Genomic DNA, 16,789 nt, shown 5'->3' with positions numbered 1-16,789 from the left:
GAACGCGTCACTCGGCGGGCTGCGCCGCCGTCGGGCCGCTCAGCTGCTTTCCGGCGAACTGCGCCTTGCGACGGGCCGCGAGCGCGGCGTTGAACTCGGCCCCGAGGATGAACAGCGCGGCCGAGACGTTGAGGAACACGATCGCCGTCATGATGCCCGCGAGCCCGGCGTAGGTGGACGCGTAGTTCGCGAAGCGGGCGAGGTAGATCGAGAAGCCGGTCGCGCCCGCGATCCAGAGCGCCACCGTGATCGCGACCCCCGGCAGCACGTCCATCACCTTCCGGCGACCGCCCGGGAGCCAGAGGTGGGTGAGGACCAGCCCCGTCGTCACCACCACGATCGTCAGCCCGTAGCGCGCCAGATCGCTGACGAACTCGAGATTCACCAAGGAGACGGCGTACTCCGGGAAATAGTTCGAGACATAGGTGAGGGCGAAGCCCCAGAGGATCGGCCAGAGCACGATGAAGATCGCGACCACCACCAGGCCGAAGGCGCCGAGCATCACGAACCAGATGCTCTGCAGCCGCGCGAGCCAGACCGGCTTCGAGGTGGGCGAGGCGTAGGCGCGGCCGAGCGCGATCCGCAGCGACTCCACCGCGGAGGACGACACCCACAGCGTCAGCAGCACGCCGATGGTGAGAATGCCGCCGCGTGGCGTGGTCAGGACCTTCTGAACCTCCGTCGCGAGCGGCATGGCGACGCCCGACGGCCAGGTGTCGAAGATCAGATGGACGATCGTCGAGGTCTCGGCGCCCGCGCCGAGGAACGCCGCGAGCGCGGTCACGAAGATCAGGAAGGGGAAGATTGCGAGCAGGCCCGACAGCGCGACGTGGCTCGCGATCGCCCAGCCGTCGTCGCGCTCGAAACGCTGGAGCGCGTCCCAAACCAGCCAAACCACCGAAGCCGACGCGTCCCGCAAACCTTTGCGCATGTGGCGGGAATGTAGCGCCGCCGCGGCGGAAATGGAGTCCGCGCAGCGCGCGGCTACAGCGCGCCATCGCCGCGCGCGATGCAGCCATCGGCGATTTGCGCTTGAGCGCGGCGACGAAGCGGTCGAGGAGACAGCGTCCCCGGAGTTGGTCATGATCGCGCGCCTGACGCCTATCGTCTTCATCTTGATCTGGTCGACCGGCTGGATCGTCGCCAAGCTCGCGGCCCCGCACGCCGACCCCTTCGCGTTCCTGATCGCACGGTATGTCGGCGCCGCGGCGCTGCTCGCGCCCCTCGCCGTCGTCCTCGGCGCCCGCTGGCCGGCGACGCGCGGCGAATGGGGCCATGCGCTGCTGAACGGCGCGCTGCTCCACGGGGTCTATCTCGGCGGCGTGTGGTGGGCGGTGTCGCAGGGCGTGCCGGCCGGCGTCTCGGCGCTCATCGCGGCGCTGCAGCCGCTGTTCACGGCGCTCGCGGCCGGCCCGGTGCTCGGAGAGCGGCTGGGGACCCGCCGCTGGCTCGGCGTCGCGCTCGGCTTCGCGGGCGTCGCCGCGGTGGTCGCGCCGAAACTCGCAGCCGGCGGCGCGACGGAGGGCCTCGGCGGCCTTGGCCTGCCGATCGCCGTCAACGTGCTGGCGATGGCGGCCGTCACCGCCGCGACCCTGCACCAGAAGCGTTCGCTTGCCGGCTCGGACCTGCGGACGCTGGCTCCGGCGCAGTACCTCGGCGCGCTCGCCGTCACCGCGCCGCTGGTCTGGGCGACCGGCGCGACCCGGATCGACTGGACCGGCGAGACGATCATCGCCATGGCCTGGTCGGTGCTCGTGCTTTCGATCGCGGCGATCATGCTGATGCTGGCGATGATCAAGCGCGGCGAGGTCTCCCGCGTCGCCGCGCTGATGTATCTCGTGCCCCCGACCGCCGCGGTTCAGGCCTACCTCCTGTTCGGCGAGACGCTCTCGCCGATCCAGCTTGCGGGCATGGCGCTCGCCGCCGTCGGGGTCGGGCTTGCGGCGGGAACGGCGGCAGGCGCGCCTGCGTCCGCCGAAGGGTGCATTGCGGCGAACGTCCCCGCCGGGGAGGATGCGGCCGAGAGATCGCGACCGTCGGCCTGATCGGCCCAGACGTCGTGCGCGCCATCGGAGCCTCCTGCATGACCGCCGTAGCAAAGCCCCTCGCCGCCGAGGCCGAAAGCCCCGCGGCCCGACTCGCGTCCGTCCTGCCGGCGCTCGACGCGCTGCTGTCGGAAGCGACCGCGGCGGTCCGGGCGAAGGTTCTGAAGGGCGACCGGCTCGACCCGGGGCTGCTGGAGCGCGAGCAGCGGGCGACTCACGGCCTTGCCTGGCTCGCCACCTACCGCATGGCGCTGCGCGAGCTGCACCACTGGAGCGAGCGTCTCGCCCAGGAGGGCCGCTATGGCGCCATCGAGGAGGCGATCCTGCGGATCGGCGCGGCGGAGTACGTCGCGCAGCTCATCGGCGGCATCCCGATGAACCAGGGCGAGATCCTGCGCGCGACCGATCTTGGCCTCGACGCCGGCCGACCGGCCGAACTGCTGGGCGACGCCGGCCGCGAGCTGATCGCCGACGGCGGAACCGCGGAAGCGCGCGCCGCGCTCGTCGACCTGATGCGCGAGGCCGACGGCCGCGCCGGCTTCGGCGACAGCGGCCTCGACGAGACCCACGGCCAGTTCCGCGACGAGATGCGCCGCTTCGCCGACGCCGAGGTCGCGCCTTACGCCCACGCCTGGCATCTCGCCAACGCCTACATCCCGCTCGAGACCATCTCCAAGATGTCCGAACTCGGGGTGTTCGGCCTGACGATCCCGGAGGAGTACGGCGGGCTCGGCCTTGGCAAGGAGGCCATGTGCGTGGTCTCCGAAGAGCTCAGCCGCGCCTACATCGGCGTCGGCTCGCTCGGCACCCGCTCCGAGATCGCCGCCGAGCTGATCATGGGCGGCGGCACCGAGGAGCAGAAGGCGCACTTCCTGCCGAAGCTCGCCGACGGCTCGATCCTGCCGACCGCGGTGTTCACCGAGCCCAACACCGGCTCGGACCTCGCGAGCCTCAAGACCCGCGCCACCCGCGAGGGCGACGTCTACAAGGTCAACGGCGCCAAGACCTGGATCACGCACCCCGTCCGCGCCGACCTGATGACGCTGCTGGTGCGCACCGACCCGAACGAGCGCGGCCACCGCGGCCTCTCGATGCTGCTGGCCGAGAAGCCGCGCGGCACCGACGGCGACCCGTTCCCGGCGCCCGGCATGTCCGGCGGCGAGATCGAGGTGCTGGGCTATCGCGGCATGAAGGAGTTCGAGATCGGCTTCGACGGCTTCGAGGTCCCAGTCGCGAACCTGCTTGGCGGCGTCGAGGGCGAGGGCTTCAAGCAGCTCATGAAGACCTTCGAAAGCGCCCGCATCCAGACCGCGGCGCGCGCCGTGGGCGTGGCGCAGTCGGCGCTCGACATCGGCCTGCGCTACGCCGAGGAGCGCGCCCAGTTCGGCAAGGCCATCGTCGCCTTCCCGCGCGTCGCCGACAAGCTCGCGATGATGGCGGTCGAGGTCCAGATCGCGCGCCAGATCACCTATTTCGCGGCGCGCGAGAAGGACAAGGACCACCGCTGCGACCTGGAGGCCGGCATGGCGAAGCTGCTCGCCGCCCGCGTCGCCTGGGCGGCGGCCGACAACGCCCTGCAGATCCACGGCGGCAACGGCTTCGCGCTCGAGTACCAGATCTCCCGCGTGCTCTGCGACGCGCGCATCCTCAACATCTTCGAGGGCGCGGCCGAGATTCAGGCCCAGGTCATCGCCCGACGCCTGTTGGAGCAGGGGGCCTGAGGGCTTCAAGCGCCGGGCGATAGGTCCTTAGGACTTCCGCCGACCTTCGGCGGCCGCGGGAGAGGGATCGGCCGCGTCGGGCTGCCGCCCCGGGCCCGCGACCGCGCGGTCAAAGCACCGCGCCGTACCCCGTGAGCGCCAGCACCACGCCGCGGCGGTTGACCTGCTGCACGGTCGAGGCGCCCCGCACCGCGTGGGCGGCGCAGACGCCCGCCGCCTCGCCCGCCATCATGTAGGCGGGCTCCATCCGGTAGCTGCAGTTCACCACTCGTGTCACCGAGGCGCAGACCGGCACGATCAGGTTGATGCACTCATGCTCCTGCGGCAGCAGCGCGCGCAGCGGCAGGCTGTAGCGTTGCGCGCCCATCCCGGGCGTGTCCTTGGCGTTGCTGCCTTCGATGACGAGCTTGCCGTTGACGTCGGCCAGATATTGGGTGGGGTGGCTGTCGTAGTCGTAGCCCCACAGCAGCACGCCGTCCGCGAAGCGCGCGCCGCGGTTTGTGTAGCGCTGGTGGAGCTTGAACTGCCCGTTCATGCGCCGCGCCTCACGCACGTAGAGCTGGCGCGGCCAGTTGTCGTTGTTGGCGAACTCGCTGCGGGAAAGGCCCCATTCGTTCACGCTGTCGCGGAACGTCTGCGGAAGTCTCGGATCGGTGGCGAAGAAATACAGCCGCCCGGCCTGGTACGAGGCGTGGAAGTCGTTGATCTGCCGCCGCACCGCCCGGGTGGCGGTGGGATAGGCCCAGTTCGCGCCGACCGGCTCGTCGTTGTTGCGATCGACCTTCGCGATGCCGGGAAGTTCGCCGCCGGCATGGAACGCGTCGCCGGAATAGCTGCGCTGCAGATCGATCAGGTAGAGGTCGGGATCGTAGGTCCGCGGCCGCTCGAACGGGCGGCGATCGCTTGGGACGTTGGTGAGGCTCAGCCGGTAGTTGAAGCCCATGACGCCGGCGTCGGCCGCGCCGATCGCGAGGCTGGGGAACGGCCGCACCAGCGGCAGCAGGCGGCCGGCGCTGTCCCGCACGGTGATTTTGGTTTTCGGCAGCTGGGCGACCCCGAAGCCGGCCGTGGGCTCGGAATAGGCCCGCTTCGCGTCGCGGCCGACCTCGTAGGACACGCCCGCGGCGGCCAGGACATCGCCCTCGTAGCTTGCGTCGATGAAGACCTTGCCGGCGAGATGGGTGTCGTCCTCCAGCAGCAGGTACTTGATGCGCGCGCCGTCCCGCGCGAGCGGGCGCCGTTCATTGACGTCGCCGGGAAACACCACGATCCCCGCTTCGTCCAACAGCCCGCGGAAGAAGGCCTCGGCGACGTGCGGCTCGAACCGGAACGCTTTGGGCAGGCCATAGTGCGCGCCCATCGCCGTGAAGAAGCGTCCGGCGAGACCGCCGATTGGCTGCTTCGCGTTGGCGTCGGAGCGGCTGAGCCCGTTCGCGGTCATGCCCCCGATCGGGTTTGGCCCGACGACCAGCGCAACCCGCAGGTTCTCGCGCGCCGCGGCGTAGGCGGCGATGACGCCCGCGGAGGTCGCCCCATAGACCACGACGTCGAAGTGGAGCGCGGACGAGGCAGGCCCGCCCGAGACTGTGAGAACGCTCGCGGCGGCGCCGGCGACAAAAGTGCGACGCGTCAGGATCAGCGTCACGGCCATGCCCCCCAGCATCAGCGACGACGGTATGGCTTCGCATGCGTCGCGACGCCTCGGCGCCCCGATCCTGGCGTCCGTTTAGGGCCCGGCGCGTGGAGGATTGGGCGTGGCGCATCGCCAGACGGCGCTGCCGGCTTCGTATCCAAGCGGCGGCGCCGTCCTCACGCCACAGCGTAGATCCGGCGTCGTTAGCCTACAAGAAAAATCTGTGAATTAGGACAGGACAGCATCCCTGACAGGCACATTGCACGAGGTCAGACGCCTGACGGGCCTTCATAGGGCGATGAGTAAATTTTTCATTCAACTACAGTAACTTAATCGCTCGACGCAGCGCCGAACGGAAGCGCGCGGCAATCTCTATGATTGTATCTTACCTCTTGATCGCGCAAAAATTGCTTTCATGACTCGCTATCTCCCCGATTGACGCCGCTTAATTTTGGCATCATTCTGGTCATCAGCAGGCGATCATATGTCGGAGACAAGCCCTTCGACGCAACAATCGGTCGCCGAACGAAGTCCCGTCAGGGACGTGTCGGCGGAACGCGGCGGCCAATCGGGGGATAGCCGCTGCGTTCCGCCACACATTGTTGGCGCCATTCGGCGGGCGCTTCCTTCTGTCGTCGATGCTATTTCGTGCCGTAGAGCCGGTCGCCGGCGTCGCCCAGACCGGGGACGATGTAGCCGAGCTCGTTCAGCCGCTCGTCGATCGCCGCGGTGAACAGCGGCACTCCGGGGCAGGCCTCGACGAACCGCTTCACGCCTTCGGGCGCGGCCAGCAGGCAGAGCGCCCGGATGTCGCGGGCGCCCTTGCGGCGCATCAGCTCCACCGCCTCGACCATGGAGTTGCCGGTCGCGAGCATGGGATCCACCACGATCACGAGCCGATCCCCGAGGCCCGCCGGCGCCTTGAAGAAGTACTGGACGGGCTCGAGCGTGTCGTGGTCGCGGTAGAGGCCGACATGGGCGACGCGCGCCGCCGGGACGAGGTCGAGCATGCCGTCCACCAGCCCGTTCCCGGCGCGCAGCACCGAGGCGAACACGAGCTTCTTGCCGGAGATCTTCGGCGCGCGCATCGGCGCGACGGGCGTATCGATGTCCACCAGCTCCGTCGGCAGGTCGCGCGTCACCTCATAGGCGAGCAGCAGCGAAATCTCCCGCAGCAGCAGGCGAAAGTCCGCGGTCGAGCGCTCCCTGTCCCGCATCAGGGTCAGCTTGTGCTGCACCAGCGGATGGTCGATCACCGTCACTTGCGCCATCGTAGCCCCCAAGCTCCCCGGATCTGGACTGTTCACGCGATCCGCTCCTGGATCAGCGGCCGTTCCGCGACCGCCCCGACGCCGATCTCGTAAGCGCGGCGAACCGCAGCGGCGGCCCGGTCCGCGGCCGCGGCGTCGCGCGCGTGAACCCTCGCGAGCGGCCGCTCCGGTCCGACCTCGGCCCCCACGGGCGCAAGCCGGTCGAGCCCGACCGCGGGATCGATCGTCTGGTCGGGTCGCGTACGGCCGCCGCCGAGGCCGACCACCGCGAGGCCGAGCGCCCGCACCTCGATCCGCACGACCCGCCCCGGGGTCTCGGGCGCGACCTCGACCACCACGGGGGCGCCCGCGAGATGGGCGTCGGGGCGCTCCATCAGGTCGATTGGTCCGCCGAGCGCCGCCACCATCCGGGCGAAGCGTTCGGCGGCGGCGCCCGAGGCGAAGGCGCGCTCCAGCGCCGCGCGGCCCGCCGCGGCGTCGCCGGTCAGGCCCGCGAGCAGCAGCGCCTCGGCGCCCAAGGCCAACGTCACCTCCATCAGCCGCGCGTCGCTGCGCCGGCCGGCGAGAACCGCGACGGCGTGGGCCGTCTCCAACGCGTTGCCGGCGACGTTCGCCAGCGGCTGGTCCATGTCGGTGAGCAGCGCGACCGTGGGAAGCCCCGCGCCCCTCGCCACCTCGACAAGGCTCGTCGCGAGCCGCCGGGCGTCGTCGTCGTCCGGCAGGAAGGCGCCGGAGCCGGTCTTCACGTCCATGGCGAGGCCGCCGAGGCCCGCCGCGAGCTTTTTCGACAGGATCGACGAGGTGAGCAGCGGAATCGCCTCGACCGTGCCGGTCACGTCGCGGATCGCGTAGAGCCTGCCGTCGGCCGGCGCGAGGTCGGGGGTCTGGCCCACGATGGCGCAGCCGACGTCGCGCACTGTCGCCCGAAGCGCGTCGAGGGCGGGCCGGACCGCATAGCCCGGGATCGCCTCCAGCTTGTCGACGGTGCCCCCGGTGTGGCCAAGACCGCGGCCCGCGATCATGGGCACATGGGCGCCGCAGGCCGCGAGCGCCGGCGCGAGCAGCAGGCTCACCGTGTCGCCCACGCCGCCGGTCGAGTGCTTGTCGACCACCGGGCCGGGCAGGTCGTCCCAGCTCAGGGTCCGGCCCGAGGCGGTCATCGCGCGCGTCAGCGCCACCGTCTCGTCGCGGTCGAGACCCCGGAGGAAAGCCGCCATGGCGAAGGCGCCGACCTGCGCGTCGCTCAGGCTTCCCGAGGCGACGCCGGCGACCAGCGCGCCGATCTCCCCGGCCGAGAGCCGCGCGCCGTCGCGCTTGCGGCGCAGGAGCTCCTGCGGCGGAAGGTCAGAGGCCATCCAGCCCCTCCACGAACCGCGTCAGCAGGCGCGTCAGCGCCGCCGCGCCGGCGGCCGCCGCCGTCTTGGTCTCGGCGTGGCTCGGCCCCTGCGCGCCGAGCCCGGCCGCGAGGTTGGTGACCACCGAGATCGCGGCGAGCTCGAAGCCGGCCCAGCGCGCCAGCACCGCCTCCGGCGCGAGCGACATGCCGACGAGGTCGGCGCCGAGAACTTTGGCCGCGCGGATCTCCGCCGGCGTCTCGAAGCTGGGGCCGGGGAAATACATGTAGACCCCCTCCCCCAGCGGAACGGCCTCCGCGGCGGCCGCCTTGGCGAGCGCGGCGCGGAGCGGCGGCGCATAGGCGTCGACCATGTCGACGAAGCGCTCGTCGCCGGCGAGGCCGACCAGAGGGTTGAGCCCCGTCAGATTGATGTGGTCCGAGATCGCGACCAGCGCGCCGGGCGGCGTGGCCGGATCGAGCGAGCCGGCTGCGTTTGTCAGCACGATCCGGCGGACGCCGAGCGCCTTCAAGGTGGCGAAGGCCGGCCGCATCGCGGCGGCGTCGCCGGCCTCGTAGGGGTGGGCGCGGCCGTCCAGCGCAACGACCCTTTTGCCGGCGAACGTTCCCACCACGACGCGCTTGGCGTGGCCCGAGACGGCGCCCGCCGGAAAGCCTTCGAGATCGGCGAAGGCAATCCGGTGGGCGTCTTCGAACCGTTCCGTGACGACCCCAAGGCCGGTGCCGAGCACCAGCGCGGTCTCGATGGCTGCGCCGCCTGCGAGGCCGCGGATCCGGTCGGCGGCGGACGTCATGGCTGCGTCTCCAGGTTCGCAGGCCCGAAGGAGGCCGGCAGCAACTCTTCCAGGGTGAAGCGGGCGCGCACGCCCTCGGGCCCTGCGGCCAGCACGTGCGCGCCGTCGGCGGCGAACTCGCGGATGCGCTGGCGGCAGGCGCCGCAGGGGGTGCAGAGGGCCGGTCCGTCGCCGAGCACCAGGATCGCCGCAATCCGGCGCCCGCCGGCCGCGACCATGGCGGAGATCGCGCCGGCTTCGGCGCAAGTCCCCACGGGGTAGGCGGCGTTCTCGACGTTGCAGCCGGCGTGGATCGCGCCCTCGGGCGTCGCGAGCGCCGCGCCCACGCGGAAGCGCGAGTAGGGCGCATAGGCCGCGGCCCGGGCCGCGACCGCGGCGTCGAACAGGGCGGCCACGGTCGGCGCGTCGGTCATGCGGTCCTTAAGGTCCTGCGGCGGGCCGGGCAGCATAGACCGCCCCCGCGCGCCGGGGCCAGCCGGCCGCGTCGCTTATCCGCTGGCGCTGCTCGGACAGCGGTGGCACCTTGGTAGGTATCCGCCATGACGGGCTTCGAGGAGGCTTGGCTGCATGGGTGCGATCGCGGTGCGCATGCTCCGGGCGTCGATCCGGATGGTCCTTCCGCTTGCGGCGCTCGCGGGCTCCGCCGCGTTCGCCGCGCAGCCCGCGGAGACCGACGTCGACCTCGAGCTGGTGCTCGCCGTCGACATCTCCTACTCGATGGACACCGAAGAGCAGCAGGTGCAGCGCGAGGGCTACGGCGCGGCGATCGTGTCGAAGCCGGTGCTGGACGCGATCCGGGACGGCCTGCTCGGCCGCATCGCGGTGACCTACGTCGAGTGGGCCGGCTCCGAGGAGCAGGCGACGATCGTTCCCTGGCGCATCATCGACGGCCCCGAAAGCGCGCAGGCCTTCGCCGCGGCGCTCGCGGCGCAGCCGCTGCGGCGGGCCTACCGCACCTCGATCTCGGGCGCCCTCGCCTACTCCGCCCGCGCCTTCGAGGCGAGCGGCGTGCGCGGGCTGCGCCAGGTGATCGACGTCTCCGGCGACGGGCCGAACAACCAGGGCGAGATGGTCGAGCGCGTGCGCGACGAGGTGCTGGAGCGCGGCGTGGTCATCAACGGCCTGCCGCTGATGCTGAAGCGGCCGAGCTCCGCGATGATGGATCTCGGCGACCTCGACGCCTACTACCGCGACTGCGTCATCGGCGGCCCCGGCGCCTTCGTGCTGCCGGTGCGCTCGGTCGACCAGTTCCCGGACGCGGTGCGGACCAAACTGGTGATGGAGATCGCGGGGCTTCCGCCCGCGGCCCCGGCGGAGCCCGAGACCCTGACGGCCGTTCCGGCCGCAGGCGTCGCCCAGGGCCCGTCGTCCTGCACCGTCGGCGAGCAGCTCTGGCGCGACCGCTTCGGGAACTGAGGGCGGTCTTGACCTCCGGTTCACCATCCCGCGAAAGGCCGCCCGCCGCTTAACCCCGTCCCAACCCCGGCGCCGGAGGCTCGAGGCTCGATCGACAGCCGCCGGTCCGGGAGACGTTGCGCGTGATCAAGATGCTGCTCGTGACCGCCGGGCTGGTGGCCGGCGCCGCCTTCGTCGCGCCGCAGGTGCTGGAGCGGGCGGAGACGACGCCTGCGGCGCCGTCCGCGCGCCCGGCGACGGCCAAGGCGCCTGACGCCGCCGACGGGGGCGTCCTCACGCTGCGCGCCGGACCCGACGGGCACTACCGCGCGGAAGCCTTGATCTCCGGCCGTCGCGTGCCGGTGCTGGTCGACACCGGGGCAAGCGTCGTCGCGCTGTCCTACGAGCAGGGCCTAGCGCTCGGCCTCGTCAGCGGCGGCGACAGGTTCGACGTGGCCGTCTCCACCGCCAACGGCCAGGTCGGCGCCAAGCGCGTGGTGCTGCGCGACGTCCGCCTGGGGTCGATCATCGTGCGCGACGTGGCCGCGCTGGTGCTCACCCGCGGCGCTATGGACGGCAACCTGCTCGGCATGAGCTTCCTCAGCCGCCTCCGCCGCATGGAGGCCAACGCCGGACACCTGACGCTGGAGCGGTAGCGCGCGCGCCGGCAGCGGGCGCGAAGGGCCGCGCTCTACCCCCGCCCCGGCCGACTTTTTTCGCCGTCGCCGCGCCCGCGGCCCATTCGGTCCTATAACTCCCGCGCAACGAGAGCCTCAAACGACGCGGAGACGACGATGGCCGAGATCAGCGAACGCGCAGGCAAGCCGGCGGAGCCGTCCTGGCTGGTGAACGTGCCCAAGCTGATGACGGATTACTTCACCGGCGAACCGGACCTCGCCGTCCCCGCGCAGCGCATCGCCTTCGGCACCTCCGGCCACCGCGGCTCGTCGCTCGACGCGATCTTCACCGAGACCCACCTTCTCGCCGTCGCCCAGGCCATCTGCCTCTGGCGCGCCAAGGCCGGGATCGATGGCCCGCTCTATGTCGGCAAGGACACCCACGCGCTGTCCGAAGCGGCCTTCGCGAGCGCTGTCGAGGTCTTAGCCGCGAACGGCGTCGAGACCGTGGTGGACGAGGCGCTCGGCTACACGCCGACCCCGGTCGTGAGCCACGCGATCCTCGCCTACAACCGCGGCCGGACGCAGGGCCTCGCCGACGGCGTGGTGATTACGCCGTCGCACAATCCGCCGGAGGACGGCGGCTTCAAGTACAACCCGCCAAACGGGGGACCGGCCGGCGGCGAGATCACCGGCTGGATCGAAAAGACTGCGAACGAGCTGATCGCCGGCGGCCTCAGGGACGTGAAGCGCATTCCGCTGCAGCGCGCGCTCCGCCTGCCGAACGTCACCCGCCACGACTTCATCTCGCCTTATGTCGCCGACCTGGCCAACGTGATCGATCTCGACGCCATCCGCGCTGCGGGCGTGCGCATCGGCGTCGATCCGCTCGGCGGCGCGGGGCTGCCCTACTGGGCGCCGATCGCCGAGCGCCACCGGCTCGACCTCACCGTGGTCAACGACCGCGTCGATCCGACCTTCAGCTTCATGACGGCGGACTGGGACGGCAAGATCCGCATGGACTGCTCCAGCCCCTACGCCATGGCGTCGCTGATCGCGCTGAAGGACCGCTTCCACGTCGCCTTCGCCAACGATCCCGACGCCGACCGCCATGGGATCGTGACGCCTTCGGCCGGGCTGATGAACCCGAACCACTACCTCGCCACCGCGATCGCCTACCTCTACCGCCACCGCCCAGACTGGAAGGGTTCGCCCGCCATCGGCAAAACGCTGGTGTCCAGCTCGATCATCGACCGGGTCGCGGATTCGCTTGGCTTGAAGCTCGTGGAGGTGCCGGTCGGCTTCAAATGGTTCGTGGACGGGCTGACCGACGGCTCGCTCGGCTTCGTCGGGGAGGAGAGCGCCGGCGGGACCTTCCTGAAGCGCGACGGCTCGGTCTGGACCACCGACAAGGATGGGCTGATCCTCGGCCTGCTGGCCGCCGAGATGACGGCGGTGACGGGCAAGGATCCCGGCGCCCTTTACGAGGACCTGACGCGCGAGCTCGGCGCGCCGGTCTACGCCCGCGTCGACGCCGCCGCGACGCCCGAGCAGAAGGCGGTGCTGAAGAAGCTCTCGCCCGAGCAGATTCCCGGCGAGGAGCTCGCCGGCGAGCCGATCCGTGCCCGGCTGACCGACGCCCCCGGCAACGGCGAGGCCTTCGGCGGGGTGAAGGTGACCACCGAAAACGGCTGGTTCGCCGCGCGGCCCTCGGGCACGGAGAACGTCTACAAGATCTATGCGGAGAGCTTCATCGGCCCGGAGCATCTCGCCCGCATCCAGACCGAGGCGCGCGAGATTGTCACCAAGGCGCTGGGGGGCTGAGGGGCGCTCGGAACCAAGCCGTCATGTTCCGGCCTTGAGCCGGGGCCCATAACGGCCCTCCTTTCCGAACAGACCGCCACGCAGGCGCGTCCTTCTTCCGCCGGCGCGCGTCTGGGTCCTGGCTCAGGGCCAGGACGCAACCGCGGCGTTTTGTGGGCTGATTTCCAACGCAGGGAGAGAACGCGTCCAAGTAGGGGCGGTCTCCGCCGACTGCCGCCGCCTCTGCGCCGCATAGATCGCGGGATCCCTCCCCTTGGATAGGGGCCGGTGGACGGGCGAAGCCCGGCTGGGTGGGGCGCTTCCGCAGACCCCGCTCCGTTCGAACGTCTACGCCCAAAAGGCCCCACCCGACCCCGGCTGCGCCGGGGCCACCCTCCCCACGCCTCCGGCGCGAGGAGAGATCCCCGCGTCTGACCGACAGACCTAGGAGACCTCAAGCTCTTCAGGCGTCTGGGCGTTGCGCCCTTACCCCGCTCCGCTCGCGCGCACCAGGACCTTGCCCTTGGCCTCGCGGCGGGCGATGCGGCCGATGGCCTCGATCGTCTCGTCGAGCGGCAGGACGACGTCCACCGGGGCTGAGATGTCGCCGTCGGCGGCCCACGCGAACAGGCGGGCCAGCTCCGCCCGGTTCGCCTCCGGCTCGCGCTCGGCGTGCGCGCTCCAGAACACGCCGCGGACGTCGGCGCCCTTCAGCATCGGCAGGTTGAGCGGCAGCTTGGGGATCTCGCCGGCCGCGAAGCCGATGACGAGCAGCCGGCCCCGCCAGGCGAGCGCCCGGACGGCGGCCTCGGTCGAGGCGCCGCCGACCGGATCGTAGACCACGTCGACGCCCTTAGCCCCGGTCAGCTCCTTCAGCCGCGTCTTGAGGTCCTCCGCGGCGTAGTCCAGCGTCTCATCGGCGCCGCGGGCGCGGGCGAAGGCGAGCTTGTCGTCGGAGGAGGCGCAGGCGATCACCCGCGCGCCAAGCAGCTTGCCGATCTCGACCGCCGCGATCCCGACGCCGCCGCTCGCGCCCAGAACCGCGAGCGTCTCGCCCCGGCGGAGCTGCCCGCGGTCGGCGAGCGCGTGCAGGGTGGTGCCGTAGGTGATGATGAGGCCGGCGGCCTTGGCGAGGTCGAGCTCGTCGGGCACCAGCGTCAACGCGTCGGCGCGGACCACGACCTGCTCGCGGCAGGCCCCGTAGCCGAGGTAGCCCGCGACCCGGTCGCCGACCGCAAGGCCCTCCACCCGGTCGCCGACCGCCGCCACGACGCCCGACATCTCGCCGCCGGGCGAGAACGGCAAGGCGGGCTTGGTCTGGTAGGCGCCCTTGGTGATGAGCGTGTCGAAGAAGTTGAGCGCGGCGTAGGCGACGTCGACCACGACCTCCTCGGGGCCGGGCGCAGGCGCGGGCAGGTCGACGAGGCTCAGGGCCTCATAGCCGGCGAGCTCGGTGCAGAGCACGGCCTTCATGCGGTTCGCTCCGTTGTGGGATGAGAGACTTGGATGAGGCCGCCGCGCTACTTCGCGTCGACGAGGCCGTCGCCCTCGAGACGGCGGCGCAGGCGGCTGAACGCGAGCCGTATGCGGGACTTTACGGTGCCGAGCGGCAGGCCTTCGGACTCGGCGATCTCGCTGTGGGAGCGACCCTCGAAGAAGGCCAGCCGCACCAGCGTCAGCTGCTCGGGCGGCAAGGTCTCCATCGCCCGGCGGACGATGCCGTCGCGCTCGTTCGCCGCCATCGCGACGTCGGCCTGGGGCGCGTCGTCGATTGGGACGATCGCTTCGTCGAGCTCGACCGTCGCGCCATGCGCCCGACGCAAGAGGTCGATCCGCCGGTTGCGGGCGATTCGGTAGAGCCAGGTGCCGACGGAGGATTTCGCGGGGTCAAACAGAGCGGCCTTGCGCCAGAGCGCCACCATCGCGTCCTGCGCGACCTCCTCAGCCAGCGCCGGGTCCGCGCCGAGACGCTGCAGGTAGGCCGCGAGTCGCGGGGCGTAATGGTCATAGAGCGCCGCGAAGGCCTCGCGGTCACGGTCCTGCGCGACGCGAGCGACAAGATTCGCCATCGCCGCTGAAAGATCGCCCGCCGAAGTCACCCGTCCGTCCGCCCGCTCCCTCGCCGCCGTGGCGCGGCGCGCGCCGCCGAAACCGACGTCAACTCACTAAAGCATGACTTCTCGTAACCGGATAAGCGGCGGGCTTGGTCAAATTTTCTAAACTTTTGACGTAGCTTCATGGCAGTCACCACGAGCCGACGGCCGTGGGCGCGCGTTCGCGCGCTCCGCCGCCCTCTCCCGGGCCGCCCCGCAGCGCCTGTCCTCCAGCGCCGCGGACCAGACTGAAAGACACGCCTATGCCTGCTCGCACCCGCCTCTCCCTCGCTCTCGCTCTCGGCGCCGTCGCGCTCACGCCGGCGGGCCCGGCCGCAGCGCAGGGCGCGCCGGGCGCGCAGCCGGTCGAACTCGGCAAGTACAACGCGTGGGGAGCCTATTCGGCCGCAGTGAAGGCGGGGAAAGTCTGCTACGCGCTGGCGCAGCCCGGCTCCCGCAGGCCGGCGGGCCTGAACCGCGATCCGGCCTACTTCTTCATCTCGAACCGGCCCAAGGACAGCGTGAAGAACGAGGTCAGCATCGTGGTCGGATTCTCGACCAAGGCCGAAAGCGCGGTGCAGCTCGGCGTCGGCGGCCAGAACTTCTCGCTCTACACCCGCGCGGACGGCGCCTTCATGCAGTCGGCCGAGGAGGAGGCGAAGCTCATCCAAGCGATGAAGGGCGGCTCCGACATGACGGTGAAGGCGACCTCGCTCCGCGGCAACGTGACCACCGACACCTATTCGCTGGCCGGCATCTCCGCCGCGCTCGACCGCATCGACAAGGAATGCCGCTGAGCGTCTGAGCGGCGCCCTTGCCACGGGCCCGGCGGAGATGCTTCCTCCGCGGCCATGGCTGACCTTGTCCCGCTCCCGATCGACGAGGCGCTGCCGCGCCTGACGGCGGCGCTGGCCGAGCGGTCCTCGGCCGTGCTCGTGGCGCCGCCCGGCGCCGGCAAGACCACCCGCGTGCCCCTCGCCCTGCTCGCCGCCCCCTGGCGCGGCGACGGCAAGATCATCGTGCTGGAGCCCCGCCGCCTCGCCGCCCGGGCGGCCGCGGACCGCATGGCGTCGACGCTTGGCGAGCGCGTCGGCGAGACGGTCGGCCTGCGCGTCCGGCTCGGCTCCAAGATCGGGCCCCGCACCCGGATCGAGGTGGTGACCGAGGGCGTGTTCGCGCGGATGATCGTCGACGACCCGGAGCTGAAGGGCGTCGCGGCGGTCCTGTTCGACGAGTTCCACGAGCGCTCGCTCGACGCCGACCTCGGCCTCGCCCTCGCGCTCGACGCCCAGTCCGGGCTGCGGGAGGACCTGCGGATCGTGGTGATGTCGGCGACGCTCGACGGCGCGCGCGTCGCGGCTCTGATGGGTCAACCCGACGTCATCGAAAGCGCGGGCCGGGTTCACCCCGTGTTAACCCGCTATTCACCTCGCGACGCCCGGACGCGCGTCGAAGACGCCGCCGCCTCCGCCATCCGGCGCGCGCTCGCCGAAGAGCGCGGCGGCGCGCTCATGTTCCTCCCCGGCCGCGCCGAGATCCGCCGCGTCGCCGAGCGACTGGCGCAAGCGGACCTCGGGCCCGACGTCGACGTGGTCGAACTCCACGGCGGCCTCGACCCGCGGGAGCAGGACCGGGCGGTCGCCCCCGCCGCGCCCGGCCGCCGCAAGGTCGTGCTCGCGACCTCGATCGCCGAGACCTCCCTCACCCTCGAGGGCGTTCGGATCGTGATCGACAGCGGTCTCGCCCGCGTGCCCCGGCACGAAGCGGCGCTTGGGATCACCCGGCTGGAGACCGCCCGCGTCTCCCGCGCGGCCGCCGACCAGCGCCGCGGCCGCGCCGGGCGCACCGAGCCCGGCGTCTGCTACCGGCTGTGGGAGGAGGCCGCGACCCAGAGCCTGCCCCCCTTCGCCGAGCCTGAGATTTTGGCGAGCGATCTCAGCGGCTTTATGCTCGACCTCGCCGCCTGGGGCGTGAGCGATCCGGCGTCCCTCGCCTTTCTCGACCCGCCGCCGAAGGCCGCCGTCGCCGAGGCGCGCGCGCTGCTCGCGGGCCTCGGCGCTCTC

At 71.6% G+C, this 16,789-nt stretch carries 15 protein-coding genes; 7 read left to right on the top strand and 8 right to left on the bottom strand.

Annotation, left to right across the window (positions count from 1 at the left end; translation table 11 throughout):
- Positions 1–7: 7 nt before the first annotated feature.
- On the bottom strand, positions 8–898 hold the full coding sequence (locus METY_RS19735; protein ID WP_244593753.1) for a YihY/virulence factor BrkB family protein: 891 nt from the start codon (positions 896–898) through the stop codon (positions 8–10).
- 184 nt (positions 899–1,082) lie between these two features.
- On the opposite strand from METY_RS19735, the gene METY_RS19730 reads away from it, so the two are divergent.
- On the top strand, positions 1,083–2,045 hold the full coding sequence (locus METY_RS19730; protein WP_103123101.1) for a DMT family transporter: 963 nt from the start codon (positions 1,083–1,085) through the stop codon (positions 2,043–2,045).
- Between the two features lie 38 nt (positions 2,046–2,083).
- Complete coding sequence (locus METY_RS19725) at positions 2,084–3,766, top strand: acyl-CoA dehydrogenase family protein (protein WP_103123132.1); 1,683 nt, start codon at positions 2,084–2,086, stop codon at positions 3,764–3,766.
- Between the two features lie 109 nt (positions 3,767–3,875).
- Here the strand turns inward: METY_RS19725 and METY_RS19720 are convergent, their stop codons facing one another.
- From METY_RS19720 to METY_RS19700, 5 genes are all read right to left on the bottom strand, one after another.
- Positions 3,876–5,417 carry an FAD-dependent oxidoreductase gene (locus METY_RS19720; RefSeq protein ID WP_160147395.1) on the bottom strand — a complete coding sequence of 514 codons (1,542 nt, stop codon included), beginning with the start codon at positions 5,415–5,417 and terminating at the stop codon, positions 3,876–3,878.
- 623 nt (positions 5,418–6,040) lie between these two features.
- Complete coding sequence (upp, locus tag METY_RS19715; protein ID WP_103123099.1) at positions 6,041–6,670, bottom strand: uracil phosphoribosyltransferase; 630 nt, start codon at positions 6,668–6,670, stop codon at positions 6,041–6,043.
- 32 nt (positions 6,671–6,702) lie between these two features.
- The gene (gene deoA / locus METY_RS19710; protein WP_103123098.1) at positions 6,703–8,025 is read right to left on the bottom strand and encodes a thymidine phosphorylase; all 1,323 of its coding nucleotides are present in this window, start codon (positions 8,023–8,025) and stop codon (positions 6,703–6,705) included.
- Entirely contained in the window at positions 8,015–8,818 is an 804-nt protein-coding gene (locus METY_RS19705; RefSeq protein ID WP_103123097.1) for a purine-nucleoside phosphorylase, read from the bottom strand. Before METY_RS19705 ends, deoA begins: the two co-directional genes overlap by 11 nt.
- Positions 8,815–9,231 (bottom strand): cytidine deaminase, encoded by a 417-nt coding sequence (locus METY_RS19700; protein WP_103123131.1) that lies wholly within the window; start codon positions 9,229–9,231, stop codon positions 8,815–8,817. The genes METY_RS19705 and METY_RS19700 overlap by 4 nt, the downstream gene beginning before the upstream one ends.
- 154 nt (positions 9,232–9,385) lie before the next feature.
- On the opposite strand from METY_RS19700, the gene METY_RS19695 reads away from it, so the two are divergent.
- From METY_RS19695 to pgm, 3 genes are all read left to right on the top strand, one after another.
- Positions 9,386–10,234 carry a DUF1194 domain-containing protein gene (locus METY_RS19695; RefSeq protein ID WP_103123096.1) on the top strand — a complete coding sequence of 283 codons (849 nt, stop codon included), beginning with the start codon at positions 9,386–9,388 and terminating at the stop codon, positions 10,232–10,234.
- A 131-nt stretch (positions 10,235–10,365) separates the two neighbouring features.
- Positions 10,366–10,869, top strand: coding sequence for a retropepsin-like aspartic protease family protein (locus METY_RS19690; protein WP_103123130.1), 504 nt, complete (start codon positions 10,366–10,368; stop codon positions 10,867–10,869).
- Between the two features lie 138 nt (positions 10,870–11,007).
- Complete coding sequence (gene pgm, locus METY_RS19685) at positions 11,008–12,654, top strand: phosphoglucomutase (alpha-D-glucose-1,6-bisphosphate-dependent) (RefSeq protein WP_103123095.1); 1,647 nt, start codon at positions 11,008–11,010, stop codon at positions 12,652–12,654.
- 465 nt (positions 12,655–13,119) lie between these two features.
- Here the strand turns inward: pgm and METY_RS19680 are convergent, their stop codons facing one another.
- Both METY_RS19680 and METY_RS19675 read right to left on the bottom strand, forming a co-directional pair.
- On the bottom strand, positions 13,120–14,106 hold the full coding sequence (locus tag METY_RS19680; protein ID WP_103123094.1) for an NADPH:quinone oxidoreductase family protein: 987 nt from the start codon (positions 14,104–14,106) through the stop codon (positions 13,120–13,122).
- A 47-nt stretch (positions 14,107–14,153) separates the two neighbouring features.
- Positions 14,154–14,702 (bottom strand): sigma-70 family RNA polymerase sigma factor, encoded by a 549-nt coding sequence (locus tag METY_RS19675; protein WP_103123093.1) that lies wholly within the window; start codon positions 14,700–14,702, stop codon positions 14,154–14,156.
- A 287-nt stretch (positions 14,703–14,989) separates the two neighbouring features.
- On the opposite strand from METY_RS19675, the gene METY_RS19670 reads away from it, so the two are divergent.
- Positions 14,990–15,523, top strand: coding sequence for an invasion associated locus B family protein (locus tag METY_RS19670; RefSeq protein ID WP_103123092.1), 534 nt, complete (start codon positions 14,990–14,992; stop codon positions 15,521–15,523).
- Between the two features lie 54 nt (positions 15,524–15,577).
- On the top strand, positions 15,578–16,789 hold a 1,212-nt coding region (hrpB, locus tag METY_RS19665; protein ID WP_103123091.1), incomplete at its 3' end, for an ATP-dependent helicase HrpB.

The sequence above is a fragment of the Methylopila sp. Yamaguchi genome, assembly GCF_002897035.1.
Classification (GTDB): Bacteria; Pseudomonadota; Alphaproteobacteria; order Rhizobiales; family Methylopilaceae; genus Methylopila.
This window is presented reverse-complemented; position numbering and strand designations above follow the sequence as displayed.

Excerpts from the sequence above, each read along its gene's own strand:
- METY_RS19730 (WP_103123101.1), top strand. The coding sequence starts at position 1,083 with ATGATCGCGCGCCTGACGCCTATCGTCTTCATCTTGATCTGGTCGACC.
- METY_RS19725 (WP_103123132.1), top strand. The coding sequence starts at position 2,084 with ATGACCGCCGTAGCAAAGCCCCTCGCCGCCGAGGCCGAAAGCCCCGCG.
- METY_RS19720 (WP_160147395.1), bottom strand. The coding sequence starts at position 5,417 with ATGGCCGTGACGCTGATCCTGACGCGTCGCACTTTTGTCGCCGGCGCC.
- upp (WP_103123099.1), bottom strand. The coding sequence starts at position 6,670 with ATGGCGCAAGTGACGGTGATCGACCATCCGCTGGTGCAGCACAAGCTG.
- deoA (WP_103123098.1), bottom strand. The coding sequence starts at position 8,025 with ATGGCCTCTGACCTTCCGCCGCAGGAGCTCCTGCGCCGCAAGCGCGAC.
- METY_RS19705 (WP_103123097.1), bottom strand. The coding sequence starts at position 8,818 with ATGACGTCCGCCGCCGACCGGATCCGCGGCCTCGCAGGCGGCGCAGCC.
- METY_RS19700 (WP_103123131.1), bottom strand. The coding sequence starts at position 9,231 with ATGACCGACGCGCCGACCGTGGCCGCCCTGTTCGACGCCGCGGTCGCG.
- METY_RS19695 (WP_103123096.1), top strand. The coding sequence starts at position 9,386 with ATGGGTGCGATCGCGGTGCGCATGCTCCGGGCGTCGATCCGGATGGTC.
- METY_RS19690 (WP_103123130.1), top strand. The coding sequence starts at position 10,366 with ATGCTGCTCGTGACCGCCGGGCTGGTGGCCGGCGCCGCCTTCGTCGCG.
- pgm (WP_103123095.1), top strand. The coding sequence starts at position 11,008 with ATGGCCGAGATCAGCGAACGCGCAGGCAAGCCGGCGGAGCCGTCCTGG.
- METY_RS19680 (WP_103123094.1), bottom strand. The coding sequence starts at position 14,106 with ATGAAGGCCGTGCTCTGCACCGAGCTCGCCGGCTATGAGGCCCTGAGC.
- METY_RS19675 (WP_103123093.1), bottom strand. The coding sequence starts at position 14,702 with ATGGCGAATCTTGTCGCTCGCGTCGCGCAGGACCGTGACCGCGAGGCC.
- METY_RS19670 (WP_103123092.1), top strand. The coding sequence starts at position 14,990 with ATGCCTGCTCGCACCCGCCTCTCCCTCGCTCTCGCTCTCGGCGCCGTC.